We start from the raw sequence: 19,941 nt of genomic DNA, 5'->3' as shown, positions 1-19,941 counted from the left end.
TTGTTGTCCTCCTTGAAGCCGTTATTGGAATCAGCTTACATTGTTGTCTAGCTTGAATTTTAACGTTTGTCATTCCAGAAATTCACGGGCTGTACTTTCTTGGTCAGCACTTCAAACTGGTAACCTTCTGCTTTCAGTGTTTTTAACACTTGAGGAAGAACTTTCAATGTCGCTTCCTGATCATGCATCAGGACCACTGGGGTGGTTCCGCTCTTTTGCACATTATGGATCTGCTTCATCACACTGTTGTACACTTTTTGGTGATCTTTCTTGTATTTCCAATCCTCGGAATCAACATTCCAATCCCACAGATGAAATCCACCCTGACCCAGTAGAACATTGCGATATGCCGGTTTGAGATACGGTTTGCTACCGTACGGAGTACGGACAAGACTGGTTTTGACGCCTGCCACTTTATTCAAGCTTTCATTGGCCTGCTGCATTTCTTTCAAGCCACTGTATGCGGATTTATAAAATTTACCGGGAACATGCGTTACGCCATGCAAACCCAGTCCATGTCCGTCTGCAACAATACGCTTAGTAGCCTTTTGAAACTTCTCCATCTGAGGTCCAAGCATGAAGAATGTCGCCTTGGCATTGTACTGATCTAGGATATCCAGTAATTGTCCCGTGTGGGCGGTCGGCCCATCATCGAAAGTTAGATATATGATCTTGGAGCTCGCTTTATTTCCAGCATGTTTGGATGCGGATGATGCAGCTGAAGCCGACTGCGGCAAAAGCAATGGAATGATCAATAGAATAGCAAGTGCGGTGATGAACGTTTTACGAATATGTAGCATAATTAAAAGTCTCCCTTATGTCTTGTATTTCCCCGGGTGTCTATGTTTCTCTCATTGCAGCCCTTGGCGATAATCCTAATACTATCAAAAAGAGTGCGTCCCATTCTCGCTTCAAATGCTACGTTCGAGTTACACTTTTGTCAGATTACCCAAAAAAATAAAACGAATTTGATAGATTTGCTCGAAAAAGAACATCCGTCGGGATAGATCAATGTTGACATATATTCTATTAACCCAAATTGTGGTTTCTGATAGATTCATTTATGGAATTTATATGAAGCAAGCGATGAAGAATAAAATGGTATAACAAAAAAGCCCGCTCGAGAGCAGACTTTTCATATGTAGATCGATTTTCTTGTCGTTCGAATCAATCCTGGTTGCTTTGCTTAGTCCCCTCTTACTCCGCAGGAGCTGTAAACGAACGTTTACCAAATTCGGCGTCCAGCATGTAGAAAGCATTGCTGTCTTTTTCGATGCGGCGCAACTTCTGGATGATATTATCAAACAGAGCTTCCTCTTCGACTTGCTCATCGATGAACCATTTCAGGAAATACATCGTGGCATGTTCACGCTCATTCAGGGCAATATCTGCCAGATTGTAGAATTTTTTCGTGTTTTGCTGCTCGTGTGCATATCCGTGTTCAAACACATCCAGCATCGAGGAATATTCATTCTTCGGCTCAGGCAATGCAGCAAGCGTAGCGCGTTGTCCGCGGTCATTCAGGAATTTGTATATTTTCATCGCATGGAACCGTTCTTCCTCAGCCTGTACGATGAAGAAGTTGGCAAATCCGTCCAAGCTTTCGCCAGAACAGTATGCGGCCATCGCCTGATATACGTGAGCCGAATAAAATTCGAAGTTCATCTGTTCGTTTAAAGCTTCTGTCAACTCTTTACTCATTAGGGTACACCTCATTCTTTCTCTAGGGATGGTTTTATTTTATCATAACGTCTGCACGACTTACATGAATTTTCTACAAAATTCGCCAATGACTGAATGCACCTCTTCCTATATAATTACATAGTTCTCGCTCTAAAATCATTTTATTCTGGAAGGCAGGCCTTTTTATTTCATGAACACATCTTCTTCTCAGCTCAAAAAAACCATAGGCATGCCGCAAGCTGTTGCGCTTTATATAAGTGCAGTTCTCGGTTCAGGTGTCCTGATAGTACCCGGACTTGCTGCCGAACTGGCAGGGCCAGCTTCACTTCTCGCCTGGGGAGGCATGGTGCTGCTGATTCTCCCGCTTGCCCTGTCCATGGGATTACTCTCAGCCCGTTACCCGGACGCAGGCGGTGTATCCCATTTCGTTACCCTCGCTTTCGGACAACGGGCAGGAGCCTTAGTCGGCTGGTTCTTTCTAATGTCCGTTCCCATTGGTGCTCCCGTGGCTGCCCTTACAGGTGCAGGCTACATGACAGCTGCGCTGGGACTCGGGGAAGGATATAGAACAGCGATTGCCGCTATCATGCTGGCGGCTGGACTGATCATTAACATTGTGGGCATGCAAGTCGCAGGAAAGGTACAGATTGGCGTTGTGCTGGCGATTATTATTGTGCTCGTTATGGCATTTGTATTTGCTATTCCGAATATGGAATCCATACATTTCACACCATTTATGCCAAGTGGTTGGGTCAGCGTGGGGCAGGCTGGAGCCATTCTATTCTGGTGTTTTATCGGTTGGGAAGCTGTATCTCACCTATCTGAAGAATTTACTGATCCACGCAAAGCAGCTATTAAAGGCGTAACCATTGCAGCCATTATTGTAGGGGTGCTCTATTTCCTGACTGCACTGGCGACAGTCGGAACTCAAAGCTATCTACATGGCGGAGCAGATGTCTCTCTCGTATGGATCATTAGTCAGGCTCTCGGTTCCTGGGGTGGATTACTTGCTGGGCTGACTGGCATATTCATTTGCACCGCTACAGTCATTGCGTATGCTGGTGCCGCATCCCGTGTCGCCTATGCACTGGCAAGACAAGGAGCTGCCCCGCAATGGATGTCCCGCTTATCCAGTCGGTACCATACACCAATTGCTGCAATCGGCTTCCTGGCCATCTGCTTCACTCTCGTGTTAGGCATATACGGATCAAGTCTGGTGTCACTCACGACTCTTATTCAGTTGCCTAATGCAACGTTTATTCTCACCTATCTTGGCGGATGCGCAGCCGGCATACGATTACTCAAAGGCAGTCGTATTGGTGTAACAATCAGTTGGATTTCCTTTGTGGCGACAGCTATTGTGTTCCCATTTGCTGGATGGGCCGTTCTCTACCCAGTGGTGATCGTTGTTCTCTACGGATTGCTCAACCGTAAACGACAACACAAAATATAAATCAGGACCACCCGTCGAACGGGTGGTTTGCTCTTGGGGTATAACCCCCTGTTGCCAAACTGCGCCTAAAGACGCTAGCCTGACAGCAAATCTGTTCAGGCTCAGTGTTATTTGTCACTTTCACTTACCAGTTAAACTGGTTTTACTTCTTTTTGCTCTTGTTACTGTTAAATGGATCTTCATATTCTTTTACACTCAGCTTATCTATCGCCTGATCATGTGCTTCTTGTTCACGTATATACTTTCTTACCGTTGCTTCATTTAGACCCACTGTACTTACGTAATACCCTTCTGCCCAAAATTTTCGATTTCCGTATTTATACTTGAGCTGGGCGTGTTTCTCGAAGATCATGAGCGAACTTTTTCCCTTTAGATATCCCATGAACGTGGAGACAGCCATTTTCGGTGGGATCGCTACCAACATGTGAACATGATCGGGCATCATGTGACCTTCTATAATTTCTACTCCTTTGTACTTACATAGACGTTTGAAAATTTCGATCAAGTCTCTTCTCACTTGATTATAGATTTCTTTCCGTCTATACTTCGGGGTGAATACAATGTGGTATTTGCACATCCACTTTGTGTGAGCTAGGCTGTAGCTCTTATTTGCCATCTAAGACCATTCCTTTCGTTGAGCCTGAACATCTCAATTTTATCGGAATGGTCTTGGTGGTCAAACCTCAGGTCCCTCCACCCGCATAGCGGGTGGTTTTTTGTTTCGCGCGTTTCACGCACTCAACTGGCTGAAGCCATAACAAAAAAGCTCTGCCACAATGGCAGAGCTTCCTTTATTCATCTGGAATAAATCATACCAGGAATGCTTTGGAGATGATAACCAACAGGATAAACAGAACCAGAATGGCACCTACAGAAGTAAAACCTCCGTATCCGTAGCCTCTTGCTTCTCCACCTAATACTTCGCTCATTGACCGTACCTCCTCTGCAACAGGTATGGGTTATCTTATGCAGGGAGAACAGATTTGACAGGGCTGATGCCCTGTTTCAGATCCTGTTTATCATTTTTTCGATTCAATACGTAGTTTCAATTTAATACCGTGGAGAATCAATACGCATAATATCCAGGAATGGCACTTTCGCCGTAAATTCTTCCTCTGTATATTCAACATGCACTAGCCGAGTACGTGAGTCCAACTTCACAATGACCCCATGAACCTGATCTTCCTTGCCCCATACGGTCAGCAACACTTCCGAACGTTCATGAAATGCCTCGACCAGTTGGTTCCCCAGCTCTTCCAGTTCAAACTCGTCCCGGGTAGGTCTTTTTGCAACTTTTGCTTTTGCCAATGTAGCGGCCTCCTCTATAGCTAATCCGACGTCCCGAATCCACGGGTTATTTGCCGAGGTCATATTTAATTAGTATACCATTCATTCACGTTCGTGTAATGTCATGACTCCATAGTGAAGCAAAAAAATAACTTCATTTACAGGAAAAAGCTATTGTTTTCCATCATTCATCGCCATCTTCAACAATAATGGTGTATACATTCGAAATGGACTGTCCTGAATGTCTCTGACCGTTCCACTCGTAGGTATACATCGCAGTTACGGAGCCCTGCTGGATTCCCAGTTGTTCAGTGGAGGATATTTGTGCAACGTAAGTAATCCATTTCTCCGCTCCAGGTTCCATTTCACCCAAATGTAAATATCTTGGTGAAGAATACCCTGAAAAGATCGCTCGATCCCGTACTTCTGCTTCCCCAATCCATTTGGCACCTGGAGGGAGTACATCAGCCAATTGCACCCGTGCGGGCCAAGAACCTGTGTTGGTCACATGTACATGAAAGGTTACATTTCCTCCCCTTTCGATCAAGTCAGGCTTCACTTGCACATGAACCGAGATGATGGGAAACTTCAACTGGATTACAGCCGAGTTGGAGGAAATTATTCTTTGCACAGAACGAGAATCTGATAAGCGAAATGTATAGAGCAGGCGAGCCTTATTCATCAGTTCGAAGACGGTAGGTACACCCTGCTCCTGTTCTGTGAGGCTCACTTCAAATTGGATATTAACCACGGATCGTGCAGTCAACGTTCCCAGATTGATGCCTTTGACTGGATTTGTTCCTAGCCGTTTCACACCATTCCACCCGAGGCTCCCCTCAACATATCTCATGCCTGGCGGAAGAAAATCCGTCACGATAGCATCTACTGCAAAAGAACCTTCATTGTGTACCGTTATTTGGTATTGAACGGTATCCCCAGGAGTAGCGGTAGATGGATTCACAATTTTCGCAATTGAAATCCGAGGTTGGATGACTTGCAAAGTTGCTACGTTCGAGTATACATTCTCCAACGTGTCACCTGAAACGTACTCTAGGGATGCCTGAATTGTTAAATTCTCAGCTATGCTTCCTCCCGTGACCTGTACTCGAAATTGAATTGGAACAGATTCTTCGGGCAGTACATCGCCTATCATAATTCCGGAGTCAGGCGTCGTCTCGGGAACAAAAATTTCATTCACAATGACACTTCCCGGAAGAAATTCAATACCTTTAGGTAACGGAATCGTTACCCTGGCATCGTTTCCTATTATAAAACCCGGGTTACTCACCAAAAGGTTGTAAGTGACAATATCTCCGACAAAAGTTTGCACACGATCTGCATTCAAAACCAACGACAGACTTGACGAGACCAGGTTTACTTCTACCACGTTGGATTTCTCTTCTCCCTCAACCGTTCGGCCTTCAGGCGTCACAAACTTATAACGTATCTTCGCTTGATTCACCAGTTTCAAGGTATGGGGAAGACCGACGATGATCACCTGAAAATGAATTCGCAATATCGCTCCAGGTACAACTTCCTGTGCAGGAATCCCTCCCTCCGGTGATACTCCCGGCAGCGGAGCTCCATCCAGGAGTACACTGTTGGGGAGAAGTGAAGTGTCCGAAGAGAATGAATCCAATACATGGACCATAGCAGCACAATTCCCCGAATTCACAATTTCAATCAGATAGGTCAGTGTCTGCCCCAGAGCAGCCTCAGCAACGTTACAAAACTTGTGGACCTCCAGCCTGGGGCCGATCCATGGTGTAACTACCGTATTAGAATAGGCCACCTGTTCCAGTTCAGTCGCACCCGAGCTGAATCGAACCAGTGACTGATTCTGTAGCGAGTGGGACAACGGACCGGAAGATTGGCTCATATCACCACAACCCCCACTCTGAATGTAACGGTAATTGAAGCACCGGCGGCAATTGAACCGAGCGTTATCCCTGTATTCGGATTTCCGGTAGGCCTTGCCTCGCCATCCACCGTAACACTTCCCGCCACAAATACGGTGCCTGTTGGTACAGGGTCTACCATAACCACGTTATTGACTACCTCAATGCCACTATTGGTTACCACAACTGTATAGGTGATCACATCGCCAACAACAGCATCAACTGCACTTGTGCTTTTGACAACAACGACATTTGGTGCAGATACAGGAATCACCAGAACGTTGGAGGATACCGTGCCCGTCAACTGACGTCCATCCGGCGGACTAAAGGTATAACTGGCTACCGCCTGATTGACCAACTGCTGATTCTGTGGCAATGAATCTACAGTAACTTCCAGAGTCACCGTTACATTAACGGACCCTCCTGGAGGTATCGAGCCAACAACAATCCCTGATTCCGGATTCGCCCCAGGCTGTGGAACACCATCAATCAGGACGCTGTTGGGAAGTAATACTGCCCCATTTGGAATGTTATCCGTAAGTGTCAAAGTAGCTGCTAAATTTCCACTGTTCGAAATGGAAAAAGAATAGGTAATGATGTCACCGACGGTCGCATTGGACGTACTCGCTGTTTTGGTTACGGCAATGATCGGCTGATAAATTGGCGTTACCACGGTATTCGAATAGGCCGCTCCCGAGAACACACCCGATGTGAAACTTACCGATGACTGACTGCTCACTTGTGGTGGTGAAGGCAGTGTATTGACCCGAACTGCATACGATACGGATACAGATGCTCCAGGTGCCAAGGAACCAAGCGCTATACCCAGTGTCGGGTTAGCTGAGAGGCGCGGAACGCCGTCAACCAGGACACTGCCAGTTACAAAGGTAACAGACGAACTAATTGGATCGGTTAAGACAACATTGTTGACAGGATCAATTCCATTATTGGTTACGACCATCTCATATACAATCGTATCGCCCACTACAGCATCAATTACCGGTGTCGTCTTGACGACACTGACATTCGGAGCAGACACCTGAATATTGAGAGAATTGGACGAAAGACTGCCTCCCAGTGTTCTTCCATCCGGCAGCGTGTAGGAATAGGTTGCTGAAGCCTGATTGATTATGGCCTGGCTTAAAGGGAGGGTGATGATTATGACCGAGAACATGACTACAGTTGTTGTGGAGATTACACCCAGTGGAATCCCTGAAGCTGGGTCCGCTCCTGGTGCTGAAGCTCCATTAATAATGACACTATTCGGCACAAGTTCTGTTCCTGCCGGAATGGTATCGGTTAACGTGACAGATGCCCCAAAGTTCCCTGCATTGGTGATGGTGATGCTGTACACGACGGTATCCCCTACCGTTGCTATAGCCCGGTCTCCTGTTTTGACTGCCGACAGAATCGGTTGATATACCGGGGTAGTGACCGTATTGGAAAATGTGGTAGCTGAAAAAACACCTGATGTAAAGCTCACCGTAGACTGATTGTTTAATACTGCACTGGATGGAAGTGCTGTAACCTGCACACTAAACACAACGGTCACGGTAACTCCAGGCGCGATGGAACCAAGCGTTATTCCGGTTGAAGGATTGACACCCGGTCGAGAAACACCATCAATAAACACACTATTTGCTGTAAGTACAGTACTTGCCGGCAATGCATCCGTGAAGACCACATTGCTGACAGTCGCTATTCCATTATTAGTTACTGCAATGCTGTACGTTACGACATCACCAACAGATACAGACGTAGATGTCGTAGATTTCACTACATCGACATCGGGAGCCGACACCGAAATGGAAAGTATATTAGTCAAAACTGAACCCGTGATATTGCGTCCGTCAGGTAGCGTGAAGGAAAGAGCAACCGAAGCCTGATTCACCAGCTGTTGCGGGGTCGGCAAAGTATCAATAACTACGGAAAAGGTAACTGTTGTTGTTGCCCCAGCAGCAACAGTGCCTGCCGGAATGCCTGTTGCAGGATTGGCTGCAGGTAATGGCTGACCATTTACAATCACACTATTCGGAACAAGAATGGTTCCTGCAGGGATATTGTCCGTTAGGTTAATCTGGGCACCATAGTTCCCTTGATTGTTGACAGTAATCGTGTAACTGACGGTATCCCCAACGGTAGCATTTTGTGTGCTCGCCGTTTTTTGCGCTGACAGAATGGGCTGAAATACCGGTGTAACCACAGTATTGGAGAACGTTGTGCTTGAGAATGCCCCAGAGGTAAAACTGACCGTGGATCGATTGCTTAATTGACCGCTTGGTGGAATCGCATTGACATTGATACTGAAAGTGACAGTAGCGGACGTTCCGGGAGCGAGCGTACCAAGAGATATTCCCCCTGCTGGATTGGAAGCGGGCTGTACTACCCCATTTATAGTGACACTGCCTGCAACAAAAGAGGCCCCCGTAGGGATTGGATCAGAAAACTGAATATTGTTTACCGGTTCTATTCCGCTGTTTGTTACCAAAATGGAGTAAGTAACTGTATCCCCTACGGCAGCCGCAGTCGAAACTGTACTTTTAACCACGGCAACGTTTGGTGAGGAGACTGGAAATGTCAGTGTGTTAGAAGTGGCTGTTCCTGTTAACGTTCGTCCATCAGGGGGTGTGAATGTATAAGATGACGTCGCAAAGTTGCTAAGTTGCTGCGGAGACGGAAGTGAGTCCACTACAACGGCGAACGTGACAACAGCTGTTGCTCCCGCAGCCACAATACCTACCGGAATCCCCGTTCCGGGGGTTGCTCCAGGCTGTGGTACCCCAGATACCACAAGGCTGTTGGGTACAAAAGTCGTAACTGCAGGAATTATATCCGTCACCGTCACGTTTGCCCCCAGATTGCCTGTGTTACTGACAGTTACCGTGTATACAACCGTGTCACCTACTGTTGCATTTACTGTATTCGCTGCTTTGACGAGTGAAATTTGCGGTTGTATGACCGGAGTCTGTGTTGTATTGGACGATGATGACCCCGAAAATGAACCGGATGTGAAGCTGACCGTCGACTGATTGTTAATCTGTGAAGGGTTCGGCATGGTAATCGTCACCTCAAAAGTTACGGTAACCTGAGCTCCTGGAGCCAGAGTACCGAGTGGAATGCCGGCGGTCGGATTGGAGAGCGGGAATGAAGTCCCGTTCACAATGACGCTTCCGGGTACAAATGGGGTATTCGAAGGAAGAGGATTGACATAGATCATATTGTTAACCGCTACAGTCCCGTTGTTCCGGATAACAGATGTGTATCGTATGACATCCCCCACTACGCCATAGGCAACATTGCTGCTGTCTACAACGGTTACATTCGGCAGAGAAACGGGAATTGTGACTGTATTTGATGACGAAAAACCGGCAATCGTTCTTCCACTCGGAAGAGTGTAGGAGTATGATGTGACCGCCTGGTTAGCCAACTGCCTTGAACTAGGCAAACTCGTTACCGTTGCAACAAAGGTGACCGTTGAATTTGAGCCAGCCGCAATCGAACCCAAATTAATGCCGGTTGCCGGGTTTACACCTGGTGTAGGCACACCATTGATAATGACACTGTTTGTGCTGAATACAGCTCCCGCAGGAATTGGATCTGTCAAGGTAACCGTCGCGGCAATATTGCCTGAATTGTTGACCTGAATGGAGTAATTAAAAGAATCTCCTACCGTCAAATTCGAGGTACTAGCTGTTTTTGTTACTTGGATCACTGGTTGATATATGGGGGTATTCACCGTGACAGACGAAGAAACGCCATTAAAACTGCCTGACGTAAATGCTGCACTTGCCCGGTTGCTGACTGAACCTGTGGACGGAACGGATGTCACTCTTGTTTGATAGGTCACCGTAACGCTGCTCGAGCTGTTTAATGCACCCACAGCAATGCCCGAAAGTGGACTTGCATTCCTTGCAGCAGTTCCATTAATAGTGACACTGCCGGAAACGAATTCCGAACCGGTTGGCGTATCAGAGATCACCAGATTTTGTACCGCACTGCTCCCTGCATTTGTTGCAACAACCGTATAGGTAAGTACATCCCCTACGGTGGCATCCAGCGTACTTACTGTTTTGCTAATTAATATATTGGGGCTTGATGCAGGTATACGAACGACATTGGACAAACTGCTTCCTGAGAGATTTCGTCCACTCGGAAGCTGGTATGTGTAACTAGCGGCCCCCTGATTTTCTAGCGTTGGCGGTGATGGGAGTGTAGTGAGTGAAGTTCGGAACACAATCGTTGATGTCGCTCCTGGCAGCAGACTCCCCAACGTTATTCCGGTTAATGGACTGGCCCCAGGACGCGCAGTACCATTCACAGTTACCGAATCCGGAATAAACGTCAGGCCCGATGGTATCGTATCGGTTACATTTACTTGAGTTGCTATGGTTCCGTTGTTCGTTACCACAAGTGTGTATGAAATCTGATCTCCTAGTGTCGCATTGGTTTCGCTCGCCAACTTGTTAACGCCGATTGCCGCCTGGTATACAGGGGTTGTAATGGAATTGGAGTTGGAAATGCCCGTGAACGCACCTGAACTATAGGAGACGGAAGCAAGATTCGCAAGCGAACCCGTAGAAGGCAACGATTGAACACTTACCTGGAAAGTCACTGTTGCAGAACTTCCTGCAGTAAGTGTTCCAATGGAGATTCCACTACCTGGATTCGCTCCTGCTACAGCTGTTCCACTTACAGTTACACTTCCTGGGACAAATGCAGACCCTGCGGGGACAGCATCTGTGAGAATCACGTTGTTAATCGGCTGAATGCCACCGTTCGTGGTCACTACGGTGTAGGTAAATGTCTCCCCTACAGCCACATCGCTAACCGAGGCCGATTTTACCGCAGTTACATTGGGTAATGTCACCGGAATTGTCACAGTATTCGATGTGGTTGTACCAGTAATGGTCCGTCCGTCAGGTGAGTTGAACGAATAGGAAGCGGTCGCCTGGTCCACAAGAGTTGGTGGTGTAGGCAAGCTTGTTACGAGTACCTGGAAGGTTACGGTATTTGTACTTCCTGCCGCAAGACTCCCCAAATTAACGCCAGTCGCAGGATTAGCACCTGCAATAACATTACCATTCAGGCGGAAGCTGCCCGCTACATACGAGCTCCCACTTGGGATGTTATCTGTCAATGTAACGACCGCCGCGATATTCCCTCGGTTGTTCACCTGAAGCGTATACGTTACCGTGTCTCCCACCGTGGCGTTGGCTGTACTCGCCGATTTCACAATCGACAGGTTTGGTGAATATACAGGAAGTGTGGAACTGTTGGAGGGGATTACTCCTGAGATGGTCGGACCATCGGCCACACTTTGAAAAGTAAAAGCTGCATTGGCTGAATTCACCAATTGCAATATGCTTGCGTCCTGGCCAATGAGCGCACGATAGGTTACAACGATACTGTTGGATAGGTTTAATGAACCAAGTGGAATTCCGGCGGTCACATCGAGTGTTGGGCGGGACACACCAGCGACCGTTACACTCCCTGGTATGAAGGTGAGACCTACAGGCAATGAATCAGATAGAACAACGCTGGCTGCACTGGCTGTACCTGCATTGCTGACTGTAACGGTATAGAGAATGCTATCCCCTGCTACCGCACCAGAGGCAACGGATGCCTTGGCCACTGTAATTTTTGGTGCGTTGATATCAACCTGAATGGCATTGCCGTTAACGATATAGGCATCACCTGATGTGGTTAACGTCAACACGGCTGAAGACTGATTATTAATCAGTCTGGCAGACACATCCACATTGGTTATATCCCAGCCTTGACGTCCGCCGGAAATGTTAGTGCCCGGTGCTCCATTGATCTGGTTCCGTGTTCCGAACGTCCCCGTTGTATTGAGAGCTCCCGTATCTCCGTTAATTTGGGAAGCAAAAAAATTGGCAGCCAGGTTGTTGGGCCCCGACAAGGCAACCGAAGTAGCCGACGTTGGCCCGAACAACGCCTGATCCCCAGTCCGGTTCGCGTCTCCCTCCTGCGCACTGAACAGCGCTCTTCCCCCGAGCGTGCCAGAGATCGGAGTCGCAAATCCGGTCAATGTGGTAACCACCGGTGCGGAAGTTGATTGGACAAGCACTCCGCCTGCCCTCAGTGACATGTTTCGGAACGGCAAGTTCGGATTTTGATATATGACTCCAAGCGTCCAGCCTGCATGATTGGCCGTGGCATCATTCGTAATGACAATTGTCCCTACAACTGCTCCAGTGATATATGTACCGGCTCCTCCACTTTGGACAAGCGACGTAACATTGGCAGAACGTACATAACCTGAAGCACCATTTCCAAAATCAAATTGATTGTATGTCGCCGGGTCAGGAGTAACGCTGGATGTCCCTGCAGGGGTGATAAACGTGACAGGGTTGTTGATGGCTGAGCTCAGATTCACGGTTCCATTAATATAACTTCCGCCCCAGATCAATTCTGCATATAAAACTGTACTCCCCGCAGGAAGAACCAATATGGCAGCTGAGCTGTTACTCTGGTACAAACTTGTCGTACCTGCTGGATATGTCCCATAAGTCAAGGCGGTATTGGTCGTTGTGAATGCCCCAATACTGTCCTGTGTTCCGGGTACCCCTGCCGTATCAGAACGACTCAAACCGAGTGTATTGCCTGTAAACGTAATTGCTCCCGTTGCATTGACGGTTGAACGAACGACAAGAGGAATAGAGATCACCTCCTTCATCATAATTACAGCCATATAGATTGGAGCCTTAATACACAGTCTATGAGGCCTAATTCAGATTTTTGTTTGTCCTCTATAAGAACTTTATGCGCTTTGCACTTATGTAAGCTTTGTTTTCATAATACAAATTAAATGATTTGCGTTTCGTGCAATGTGTTTTATAATTAAAGCATACGAGAGCAATGTCTGTCGTATCATTATGATGCAGTCAGCGGTGATATATTGAAGAGTCCTAACTTACATAGCAACCATATCCCAACCGAGTACGAATTCAAGCATTCCAAATGGGTCAAAAAAATGCTTCGCGCTTACTGGGTCGTCGTTTTAACGCATGTTGTCATTCAAATAGGCTGCTTTCTGTTTCTCGATTATGATCGAACTCCAGAAGATTTCATAATCTATGTTTTATTTTGGCCTACATTAGCCAGCTCTTTAGCTATTCTAATCGCCAGTTGGGTAGAACACCGGTTCAGTTCATTTTCCTTCTATTCCATGTCCATGGCCAGCACAGTCATTGCCTGGACTATCATTCATGTCAATTATGATATTCGGATCATCCTTGCCATTTGTCTGTTGCCGATCTTCGCTTCGGTTCTGTTCTTTAGCAAGAAAAAAGTATGGACGGTATGCCTCATGCAGATGATTGGTTATGTCATCGTACTCTGCGATCCAGACTATCGGCTGTACTTATCTTCGTTTGACATGGTTTCCATTCCGGCTTTTCTCATTGTAGGTACATATGTCGCACAGTTAATTGTTACAAGCGGCGTCGAGGTACTGGATGATCTCCAGGCCAGTATGCTTGCCAAGCAGGATCTAATCGTGCGAAATGCAATAATGACCAAGCAGTCCAAAACAGACGGATTAACCAATCTGTATAATCAAAGCTCCTTTAAGGACTACTATGAAAAAGCGTTTGAATATGCCAATAATGGCATGAGTCTACATTTAGCTCTAATTGATATTGATAACTTCAAGTCAATAAATGATACATATGGGCATCGGGTGGGAGACGCCATTCTGGAGAGAGTCTCTCAGGTCATTCAGGAGAACATTACATCAAGCGATATTGCAGCACGTTATGGTGGAGAAGAATTTGCACTGTTAATGTTTGAGCAACCTTTCGAGCAGGCATATGCCTTGGTGGAGCAGATCCGCAAGAAGATCGCCCGTCATGTTCATTTGGAGCTTGAAGGCGCTTATATTACGGTAAGTGTCGGGCTCAAAAGCTACAGTGCCCATCTGTCCAAAGACAAGTTGTTTGAGGAAGTGGATGCGTGTCTCTATGCGGCCAAACGAACCGGGAAAAATAAAACGATGACGTCCCTTGATCTGGTCTAGTACTCCATATAAAATGCAAAAAAAGTAGTGCTGCTCACCGGGAAGCCGGCTGTACAGTACTACTTTTTTACTGACTGCTAATCGTCAATCCGTATTTATCGGTTCATTCTGCCCATTCCCAGCGATGGGCATTTTGCTCCAGCCTCGGATGGAGCTTATCAGGTTCTCCATCAATAATCAGACGAACTTCCTTAATCCAATCCTTGAACGAGTCAAATGATGCAAACTGATTTGCCATCTCCATCGTGAGATACAGGAAAAGGGGAGCTGGATATTCCTCTGCAATATGACGAAGGGCCGCTTCGATCGGCGTATACTTCTTTCGCTTGCCCTCCCAGCCTTCCACCCGTACACGAAAGGATGTATGCTCTCTTCTCCAATCATGAAGACGGTCTTCCCTTTTGTAAAAAGGCTGCACACCATCCTTGCTCATTCGCTTCACCGTATTCTCATGCAGCGGATAGAGCACAAGTTGCACAAAGGAACGTGTGTCTGCAATAGCAGCGGCGCGTTCAAGCTGCTCATCCGTTACGTGCTCAAATGAATCATAGAAAATCAGCGTGCCTTTTCGGGTAGCCGGGGGCGGTTCATAACCATAGGGTACATTGGTATATTTTCCAGACATCTCATCGCTCCTTGCCTGTATGCGGATCAGTTACTGCTACTTTATATTATATTATTCTCTAATTGTTTTCTTCAATTCTGGATAAAATGTCATTCTATTTTTGCCCGCACGTTTCGATTCATACAGCGCCTCGTCTGCCATACGGATAATTTCACTTGGATTGCCACTGTTGGTGGGATACTCTGCACCCCCAATGCTGCATCCAATATGAATTCGTTCATATTCAATAATAAACGGCTTATTCAGGCGCTGTATGATATCTTCTGCATAGATACGAGCTTCTTCTCTTGGGTTGCTTCCCACAGAACGGAGCACAATGAGGAACTCATCTCCGCCAAGTCTTACCGTGATTCCCTTGTCATGACGAAGACTGGTCAAACGCTGAGCTACTTTTTGCAGCAGAATATCTCCGGTCTGATGTCCAAGCGTATCATTCACACTTTTGAATCCATCCAGATCAAGGTAAAGGAACGTTAACGTGTGATTTTCACTTTCCATCTCCAATGATTCTTCCAGATAGAGTTCGAGTGCTGTACGATTGGGCAGACCGGTCAATTGATCATAATGCGCAAGATTCTGCATAATAACCAGTTCCGAGTCCTTATTTGTTAGGGAAGTCAGCATATCTCCCAAGGAACGCGACAACACTTCAATTTCCCTGAAGCCCCGATTTTCCGGAATCTGTACTTGCTCTCCAGCACCAAGTCGATTCGCCACTTGAGTCAGCCGTGCAATCGGAGCCGAGATTTTCCTGGAAATGATCCAGCCAATTAATGCAAATAGCACCGTAACCGAGAGTCCTGCCCACACATTGAACCAGAGCATGTCGGTCACGGAAGAAAAGGCTGTTGATTTAAGCTGACGAATAACCACAGTCCATCCAAGTCCGGGATAATCAAGATGCCCCTGGCTAGCCGCAAACCCGGTTACATATTCTCTTCCATCCGGCCATTCTTCTATGGACCAGCTGCTTTTGTTCAGTCTTGCCCCTTCGATGCCAGATAACTTCAAAGGAAGACCAATCCATTCTTTGGGACCAAGCAACACCGTATTTTCCCTTTGGCTGACAATAAACATCTCGATATCCTTTTCCTCATATTTCAAAGGTTGCAGGACACTTTCCTCCATTTCCTTCGCCCATGCCCAGCTCAAATGTGCCGCAAGTACGCCAGCAATCTCTCCGTTCTTGTATTTCACAGGAAAGCTAATATCGACAAATTGCAGTGGTTCGCCGGTCGGGTTCGGAAGCAGCTTCGCCAAAAGGACCGCATCATGGACATCTCCAATAAATTTACCCTTAATTCCTTCCTGATACACGGGGCGTTCGGATAAATTTTCACTCAGCAATATGCCGTCTGTGGAAGCCAGCACTTTTCCTTTTGGATCCATGAATCCAACCCATGAGAAAGTGGGAAAGCTATCTTGGAGCTGATCGAGCAGCATCTGCATTTCGGCAGGCTGAAAACGGTCTTCCAAGGCAATCATTCGACCCAGAAGATTCAATTCGCCTGAACGCGACCACATGAAGCGATCCAGCTTGTCTGATGTCTGAGAAGCCGTGCTGATGAGGGAATGACCAATCTCCGTCTCCACAGCAATGGATGATTTTTGACTAAGAATATACCCAATCGTCAGTGTAACCAGCAGGGATAACACAGCGAAGGTCATGGTGAGTACAGTTTTAAGCTTGAATGACATAACTTCCTCCAATAATCGGTGAAACCAGCTTGCTTTTTTCAACATCATTCATGTTGTTTAAGAACTACGCGATGTCACCTTCGTTTACATCTTTATCGGAGATAATGTCTTTTTTCATTATACACATCCATACAATATGGAGACGTTATTTGTACCGTGTTTCTTCCATTCAAAGAATAGTCACGATTCTGTATATACATACTTGGGTTATGAATATAGAGAGCAAGCATGCTCACAGCGCCATATGAGCACCTGTTTGCCACAACAAAGAGCATTAGAAATTCAGTCATTGGGGGTGTAATGTTGAGCCTGCTTCATGTTGCTGTGATTCTGCCTTTTGCCGCTGGTATTGTACTTGCCATGCTGCATCGTTTCTTCCGTAAAATACATATGGGATGGCTGGTTTTACTTATCCCGGCCCTATTATTTGTTTATTTTGCGAGCCTCGTACCCGCCGTGTCTCAGCGGAATATGGTTTCCGGGTATATCCCCTGGATTCCGTCACTGGACATTGGATTTAATCTATATCTGGATGGCCTAAGTTTGCTGTTGACATTGTTAATCACCGGTGTAGGAACACTGGTGGTGCTCTACTCCATTTTCTACATGGATACCAAAGAAGCCCTAAACCGCTTTTACTTGTATCTGCTGATGTTTATGGGAGCCATGCTTGGCGTGGTACTGTCGGATAATATGATTGTGTTGTATGGATTCTGGGAGTTGACCAGTATTACGTCCTTTCTCCTGATCGCTTTTCACTACAAACGCAAAGCGTCTACCTCAGGCGCACAGAAATCGTTCCTCATTACCGTATTTGGCGGATTCGCCATGCTTGCTGGATTCATGCTGATGTATCTCATGACTGGCACATTCAGCATTCGGGCAACCATTACGGAATGGGGACAGATTCAGGACAGTTCACTATTCTTACCTGCTCTTGTGCTGATTTTGATCGGGGCTTTTACCAAATCCGCTCAGTTCCCGTTCCACATCTGGCTGCCTGACGCCATGGAAGCTCCAACACCCGTCAGTGCCTATCTGCACTCGGCGACCATGGTCAAGGCTGGACTGTATGTTGTAGCCCGGTTTACCCCCATCTTTGGTGGACAGGGATTATGGTTCTGGCTCGTCACCGGGGTTGGACTGCTCACACTGTGTTATGGATCATTCCTTGCCGTAAAAAAAAATGACCTTAAGGCGATCCTAGCCTATTCTACCATCTCACAGCTTGGTCTCATCATGTCATTGCTCGGCGTTGGCTCGGCAGCCATCTATTTCGGATATGGCGAATCCTCCGCGATGTACACGGTTGCCATTACGGCAGCACTGCTTCATCTGTTCAATCACGCTACCTTCAAGGCGGCACTGTTCATGGTCGTTGGCATTGTGGATCATGAGACAGGCACGCGGGATATAAGGAAACTCGGCGGACTTGCTTCATTTATGCCTGTGACCTTTACGGTAGCGCTCGTCGGAGCACTCGCCATGGCCGGAATTCCGCCGTTTAACGGATTTCTGAGCAAGGAGCTGTTCTTTCAGGCAATGGTGGAAGTCACACACCTCCGCATCTTTGGACTCGGTTCATGGAGTGTACTCTTGCCTGTCTTCGCCTGGCTTGCAAGTGTGTTCACACTGATCTATGCGCTTATCATTGTGTTCAAAACGTTCCTTGGCCGCATGCGCAGCGAACTTCCTGCGGAAAAACTGCATGAAGCTCCAGTCGGCATGTTGATTCCTCCGGTTATACTCGGGATTCTTGTGATCCTATTTGGTCTATTCCCGAATCTGCTGTCTGGATCATTAATTGAACCGGCGATGGCTGCTGTACTTCCATCGTTGCTGACCGGAAATGAGCATTTTGATGTTCATTTCTCACTGTGGCACGGCCTCACACCGGAATTAATCATGACCATCGGTGTAATCGCCCTCGGTATTACATTGTACAAATTGCTGCCGCGCTGGAGAACAATTTACGAGCACTATCCTCAAGGGTTAACGATAAACAATATGTATCATGTCGTACTCGATAATCTCCAGCATTATGCACGTAAATGGACGGAAGCCTATATGAATGGCTCGGTTCGTAATTATCTGGTATATATTTTCTCGTTCACTGTTGCATTGCTGGTCTACGCCTTTTTCCGTTCAGGAGAGAACATCACCTGGAATTTCAAGGGCAATGCCCCCTTTTCTTTCTATGAAGCAGTGCTGCTTGTCGCACTGATTGCAGCAGCGGTTTCGATCCCTTTTGCCAAGAACAGACTATCCGCAGTCATTATGACAGGTGCAGTAGGTTATCTCGTCACTTTACTGTTCGTGCTGTTCCGAGCGCCGGATTTGGCATTAACCCAGATGATTGTTGAAACGGTATCCGTTGCCCTGTTCCTGCTCTGCTTTTACCATCTGCCTGAACTGCAACGGGGCAAATCAAGTCGACGCTATCTTCGTGTGAATATGATTGTTGCCATTGCCGTAGGTGTGGTCATGACCTTTGTGGCATTAGCTGCAAGCGGAACCGCGTCACTGGAGAGCATTTCCGACTTTTACATTCAGGAAAGTTACAATCTGGCTGGCGGCAAAAATGTCGTCAACGTGTTGCTGGTGGATTTCCGTGGTTTCGATACCCTTTTGGAGATTATGGTACTTGGGGTCGCTTCATTGTCCATCTACTCCATGATTAATCTGAATCTCGAAGCGAGGGATCTTGGCGCCAGACTGAAATTCCGCAAGAAAGAACAGACTGAAGAAACCGATGCTGAGACAGATGACAACGCGGACAATACGAAAAAGTATGGGAACCGTGAACGCAGCTCATCAAAATGGGATACCGTACCACTCCAAAGCAATGATGTATTGTTGCAAACGACAACCAAGGTTGTTGTCTTTATCATTCTAACCTTTGCGCTGCATTTGTTCTTTGCAGGACATCATAATCCGGGTGGCGGGTTCATTGGCGGCTTGGTAACGGCAGCTGGACTGGTTTTAATTGCACTGGCATTCAGTACAGATACCGTACGCAAAGCGTTACCTATCGATTTTCGCACCTTGACGGCCATCGGGCTGGCCATTGCCTTATTGACTGGAGCAGGCTCGTTTTTGTTCGGCGTACCTTTCCTCAGTCAGACCTATGGTTACTTCGATCTTCCAATACTTGGAGAGACTGAACTTGCGACCGCGATGTTGTTTGACCTCGGCGTATATCTAGCCGTCCTGGGAGTCACCATGAATATCATTCTACAGATCGGGGAGGATCGCTGAT

Annotated in this window: 12 protein-coding genes; 3 read left to right on the top strand and 9 right to left on the bottom strand. The window is 46.9% G+C overall.

Going from position 1 to position 19,941, the window contains the following annotated elements; genetic code table 11:
* Positions 1–59 precede the first annotated feature (59 nt).
* Positions 60–800 carry a polysaccharide deacetylase family protein gene (locus RS891_RS13025; protein WP_076291010.1) on the bottom strand — a complete coding sequence of 247 codons (741 nt, stop codon included), beginning with the start codon at positions 798–800 and terminating at the stop codon, positions 60–62.
* A 397-nt stretch (positions 801–1,197) separates the two neighbouring features.
* A complete protein-coding gene (locus tag RS891_RS13020) occupies positions 1,198–1,701 on the bottom strand; it encodes a ferritin (RefSeq protein ID WP_076291009.1) in 504 nt (167 codons plus the stop codon).
* Between the two features lie 172 nt (positions 1,702–1,873).
* Between RS891_RS13020 and RS891_RS13015 the strand changes: the two genes are divergently transcribed.
* Positions 1,874–3,136, top strand: a complete 1,263-nt coding sequence (locus RS891_RS13015; protein ID WP_315795497.1) for an amino acid permease — start codon at positions 1,874–1,876, stop codon at positions 3,134–3,136.
* Positions 3,137–3,278: 142 nt separating this feature from the next.
* Here the strand turns inward: RS891_RS13015 and tnpA are convergent, their stop codons facing one another.
* The 5 genes from tnpA to RS891_RS12990 all read right to left on the bottom strand — a co-directional run bounded on the left by tnpA (position 3,279) and on the right by RS891_RS12990 (position 13,033).
* Positions 3,279–3,752: an IS200/IS605 family transposase gene (tnpA, locus tag RS891_RS13010; RefSeq protein ID WP_315793911.1), complete on the bottom strand. Its 474-nt coding sequence runs from the start codon at positions 3,750–3,752 to the stop codon at positions 3,279–3,281.
* 193 nt (positions 3,753–3,945) lie between these two features.
* A complete protein-coding gene (locus RS891_RS13005; protein WP_024631887.1) occupies positions 3,946–4,065 on the bottom strand; it encodes a hypothetical protein in 120 nt (39 codons plus the stop codon).
* Positions 4,066–4,186: 121 nt separating this feature from the next.
* Positions 4,187–4,444: a YolD-like family protein gene (locus RS891_RS13000; RefSeq protein ID WP_076291006.1), complete on the bottom strand. Its 258-nt coding sequence runs from the start codon at positions 4,442–4,444 to the stop codon at positions 4,187–4,189.
* Positions 4,445–4,607: 163 nt separating this feature from the next.
* Positions 4,608–6,302, bottom strand: coding sequence for a hypothetical protein (locus tag RS891_RS12995; RefSeq protein WP_315795496.1), 1,695 nt, complete (start codon positions 6,300–6,302; stop codon positions 4,608–4,610).
* On the bottom strand, positions 6,299–13,033 hold the full coding sequence (locus tag RS891_RS12990) for a DUF7507 domain-containing protein (protein ID WP_315795495.1): 6,735 nt from the start codon (positions 13,031–13,033) through the stop codon (positions 6,299–6,301). The genes RS891_RS12995 and RS891_RS12990 overlap by 4 nt, the downstream gene beginning before the upstream one ends.
* Positions 13,034–13,240: 207 nt before the next feature.
* On the opposite strand from RS891_RS12990, the gene RS891_RS12985 reads away from it, so the two are divergent.
* Positions 13,241–14,359: a GGDEF domain-containing protein gene (locus RS891_RS12985; protein ID WP_315795494.1), complete on the top strand. Its 1,119-nt coding sequence runs from the start codon at positions 13,241–13,243 to the stop codon at positions 14,357–14,359.
* Positions 14,360–14,462: 103 nt separating this feature from the next.
* On the opposite strand, the gene RS891_RS12980 is transcribed toward RS891_RS12985, so the two are convergent.
* Together RS891_RS12980 and RS891_RS12975 are read right to left on the bottom strand one after the other, a co-directional pair.
* Complete coding sequence (locus tag RS891_RS12980) at positions 14,463–14,984, bottom strand: hypothetical protein (protein WP_113052383.1); 522 nt, start codon at positions 14,982–14,984, stop codon at positions 14,463–14,465.
* Between the two features lie 51 nt (positions 14,985–15,035).
* Positions 15,036–16,682: a sensor domain-containing diguanylate cyclase gene (locus RS891_RS12975; RefSeq protein WP_113052384.1), complete on the bottom strand. Its 1,647-nt coding sequence runs from the start codon at positions 16,680–16,682 to the stop codon at positions 15,036–15,038.
* A 303-nt stretch (positions 16,683–16,985) separates the two neighbouring features.
* Here RS891_RS12975 and RS891_RS12970 point away from each other — a divergent pair, with 303 nt between their 5' ends.
* Positions 16,986–19,940: a Na+/H+ antiporter subunit A gene (locus RS891_RS12970; RefSeq protein WP_113052851.1), complete on the top strand. Its 2,955-nt coding sequence runs from the start codon at positions 16,986–16,988 to the stop codon at positions 19,938–19,940.
* Position 19,941 lies beyond the last annotated feature (1 nt).

It is taken from the genome of Paenibacillus sp. BIC5C1 (assembly GCF_032399705.1).
Taxonomy (GTDB): domain Bacteria; phylum Bacillota; class Bacilli; order Paenibacillales; family Paenibacillaceae; genus Paenibacillus; species Paenibacillus taichungensis_A.
The sequence above is the reverse complement of the archived record's forward strand: the minus strand, read 5'-3'. Positions and strand labels throughout refer to the sequence as shown.

Bases quoted from the DNA above. Each gene is read 5' to 3' on its own strand.
- RS891_RS13025 (WP_076291010.1), bottom strand. From the start codon at position 800: ATGCTACATATTCGTAAAACGTTCATCACCGCACTTGCTATTCTATTG.
- RS891_RS13020 (WP_076291009.1), bottom strand. From the start codon at position 1,701: ATGAGTAAAGAGTTGACAGAAGCTTTAAACGAACAGATGAACTTCGAA.
- RS891_RS13015 (WP_315795497.1), top strand. From the start codon at position 1,874: ATGAACACATCTTCTTCTCAGCTCAAAAAAACCATAGGCATGCCGCAA.
- tnpA (WP_315793911.1), bottom strand. From the start codon at position 3,752: ATGGCAAATAAGAGCTACAGCCTAGCTCACACAAAGTGGATGTGCAAA.
- RS891_RS13005 (WP_024631887.1), bottom strand. From the start codon at position 4,065: ATGAGCGAAGTATTAGGTGGAGAAGCAAGAGGCTACGGATACGGAGGT.
- RS891_RS12995 (WP_315795496.1), bottom strand. From the start codon at position 6,302: ATGAGCCAATCTTCCGGTCCGTTGTCCCACTCGCTACAGAATCAGTCA.
- RS891_RS12990 (WP_315795495.1), bottom strand. From the start codon at position 13,033: ATGGCTGTAATTATGATGAAGGAGGTGATCTCTATTCCTCTTGTCGTT.
- RS891_RS12980 (WP_113052383.1), bottom strand. From the start codon at position 14,984: ATGTCTGGAAAATATACCAATGTACCCTATGGTTATGAACCGCCCCCG.
- RS891_RS12975 (WP_113052384.1), bottom strand. From the start codon at position 16,682: ATGTCATTCAAGCTTAAAACTGTACTCACCATGACCTTCGCTGTGTTA.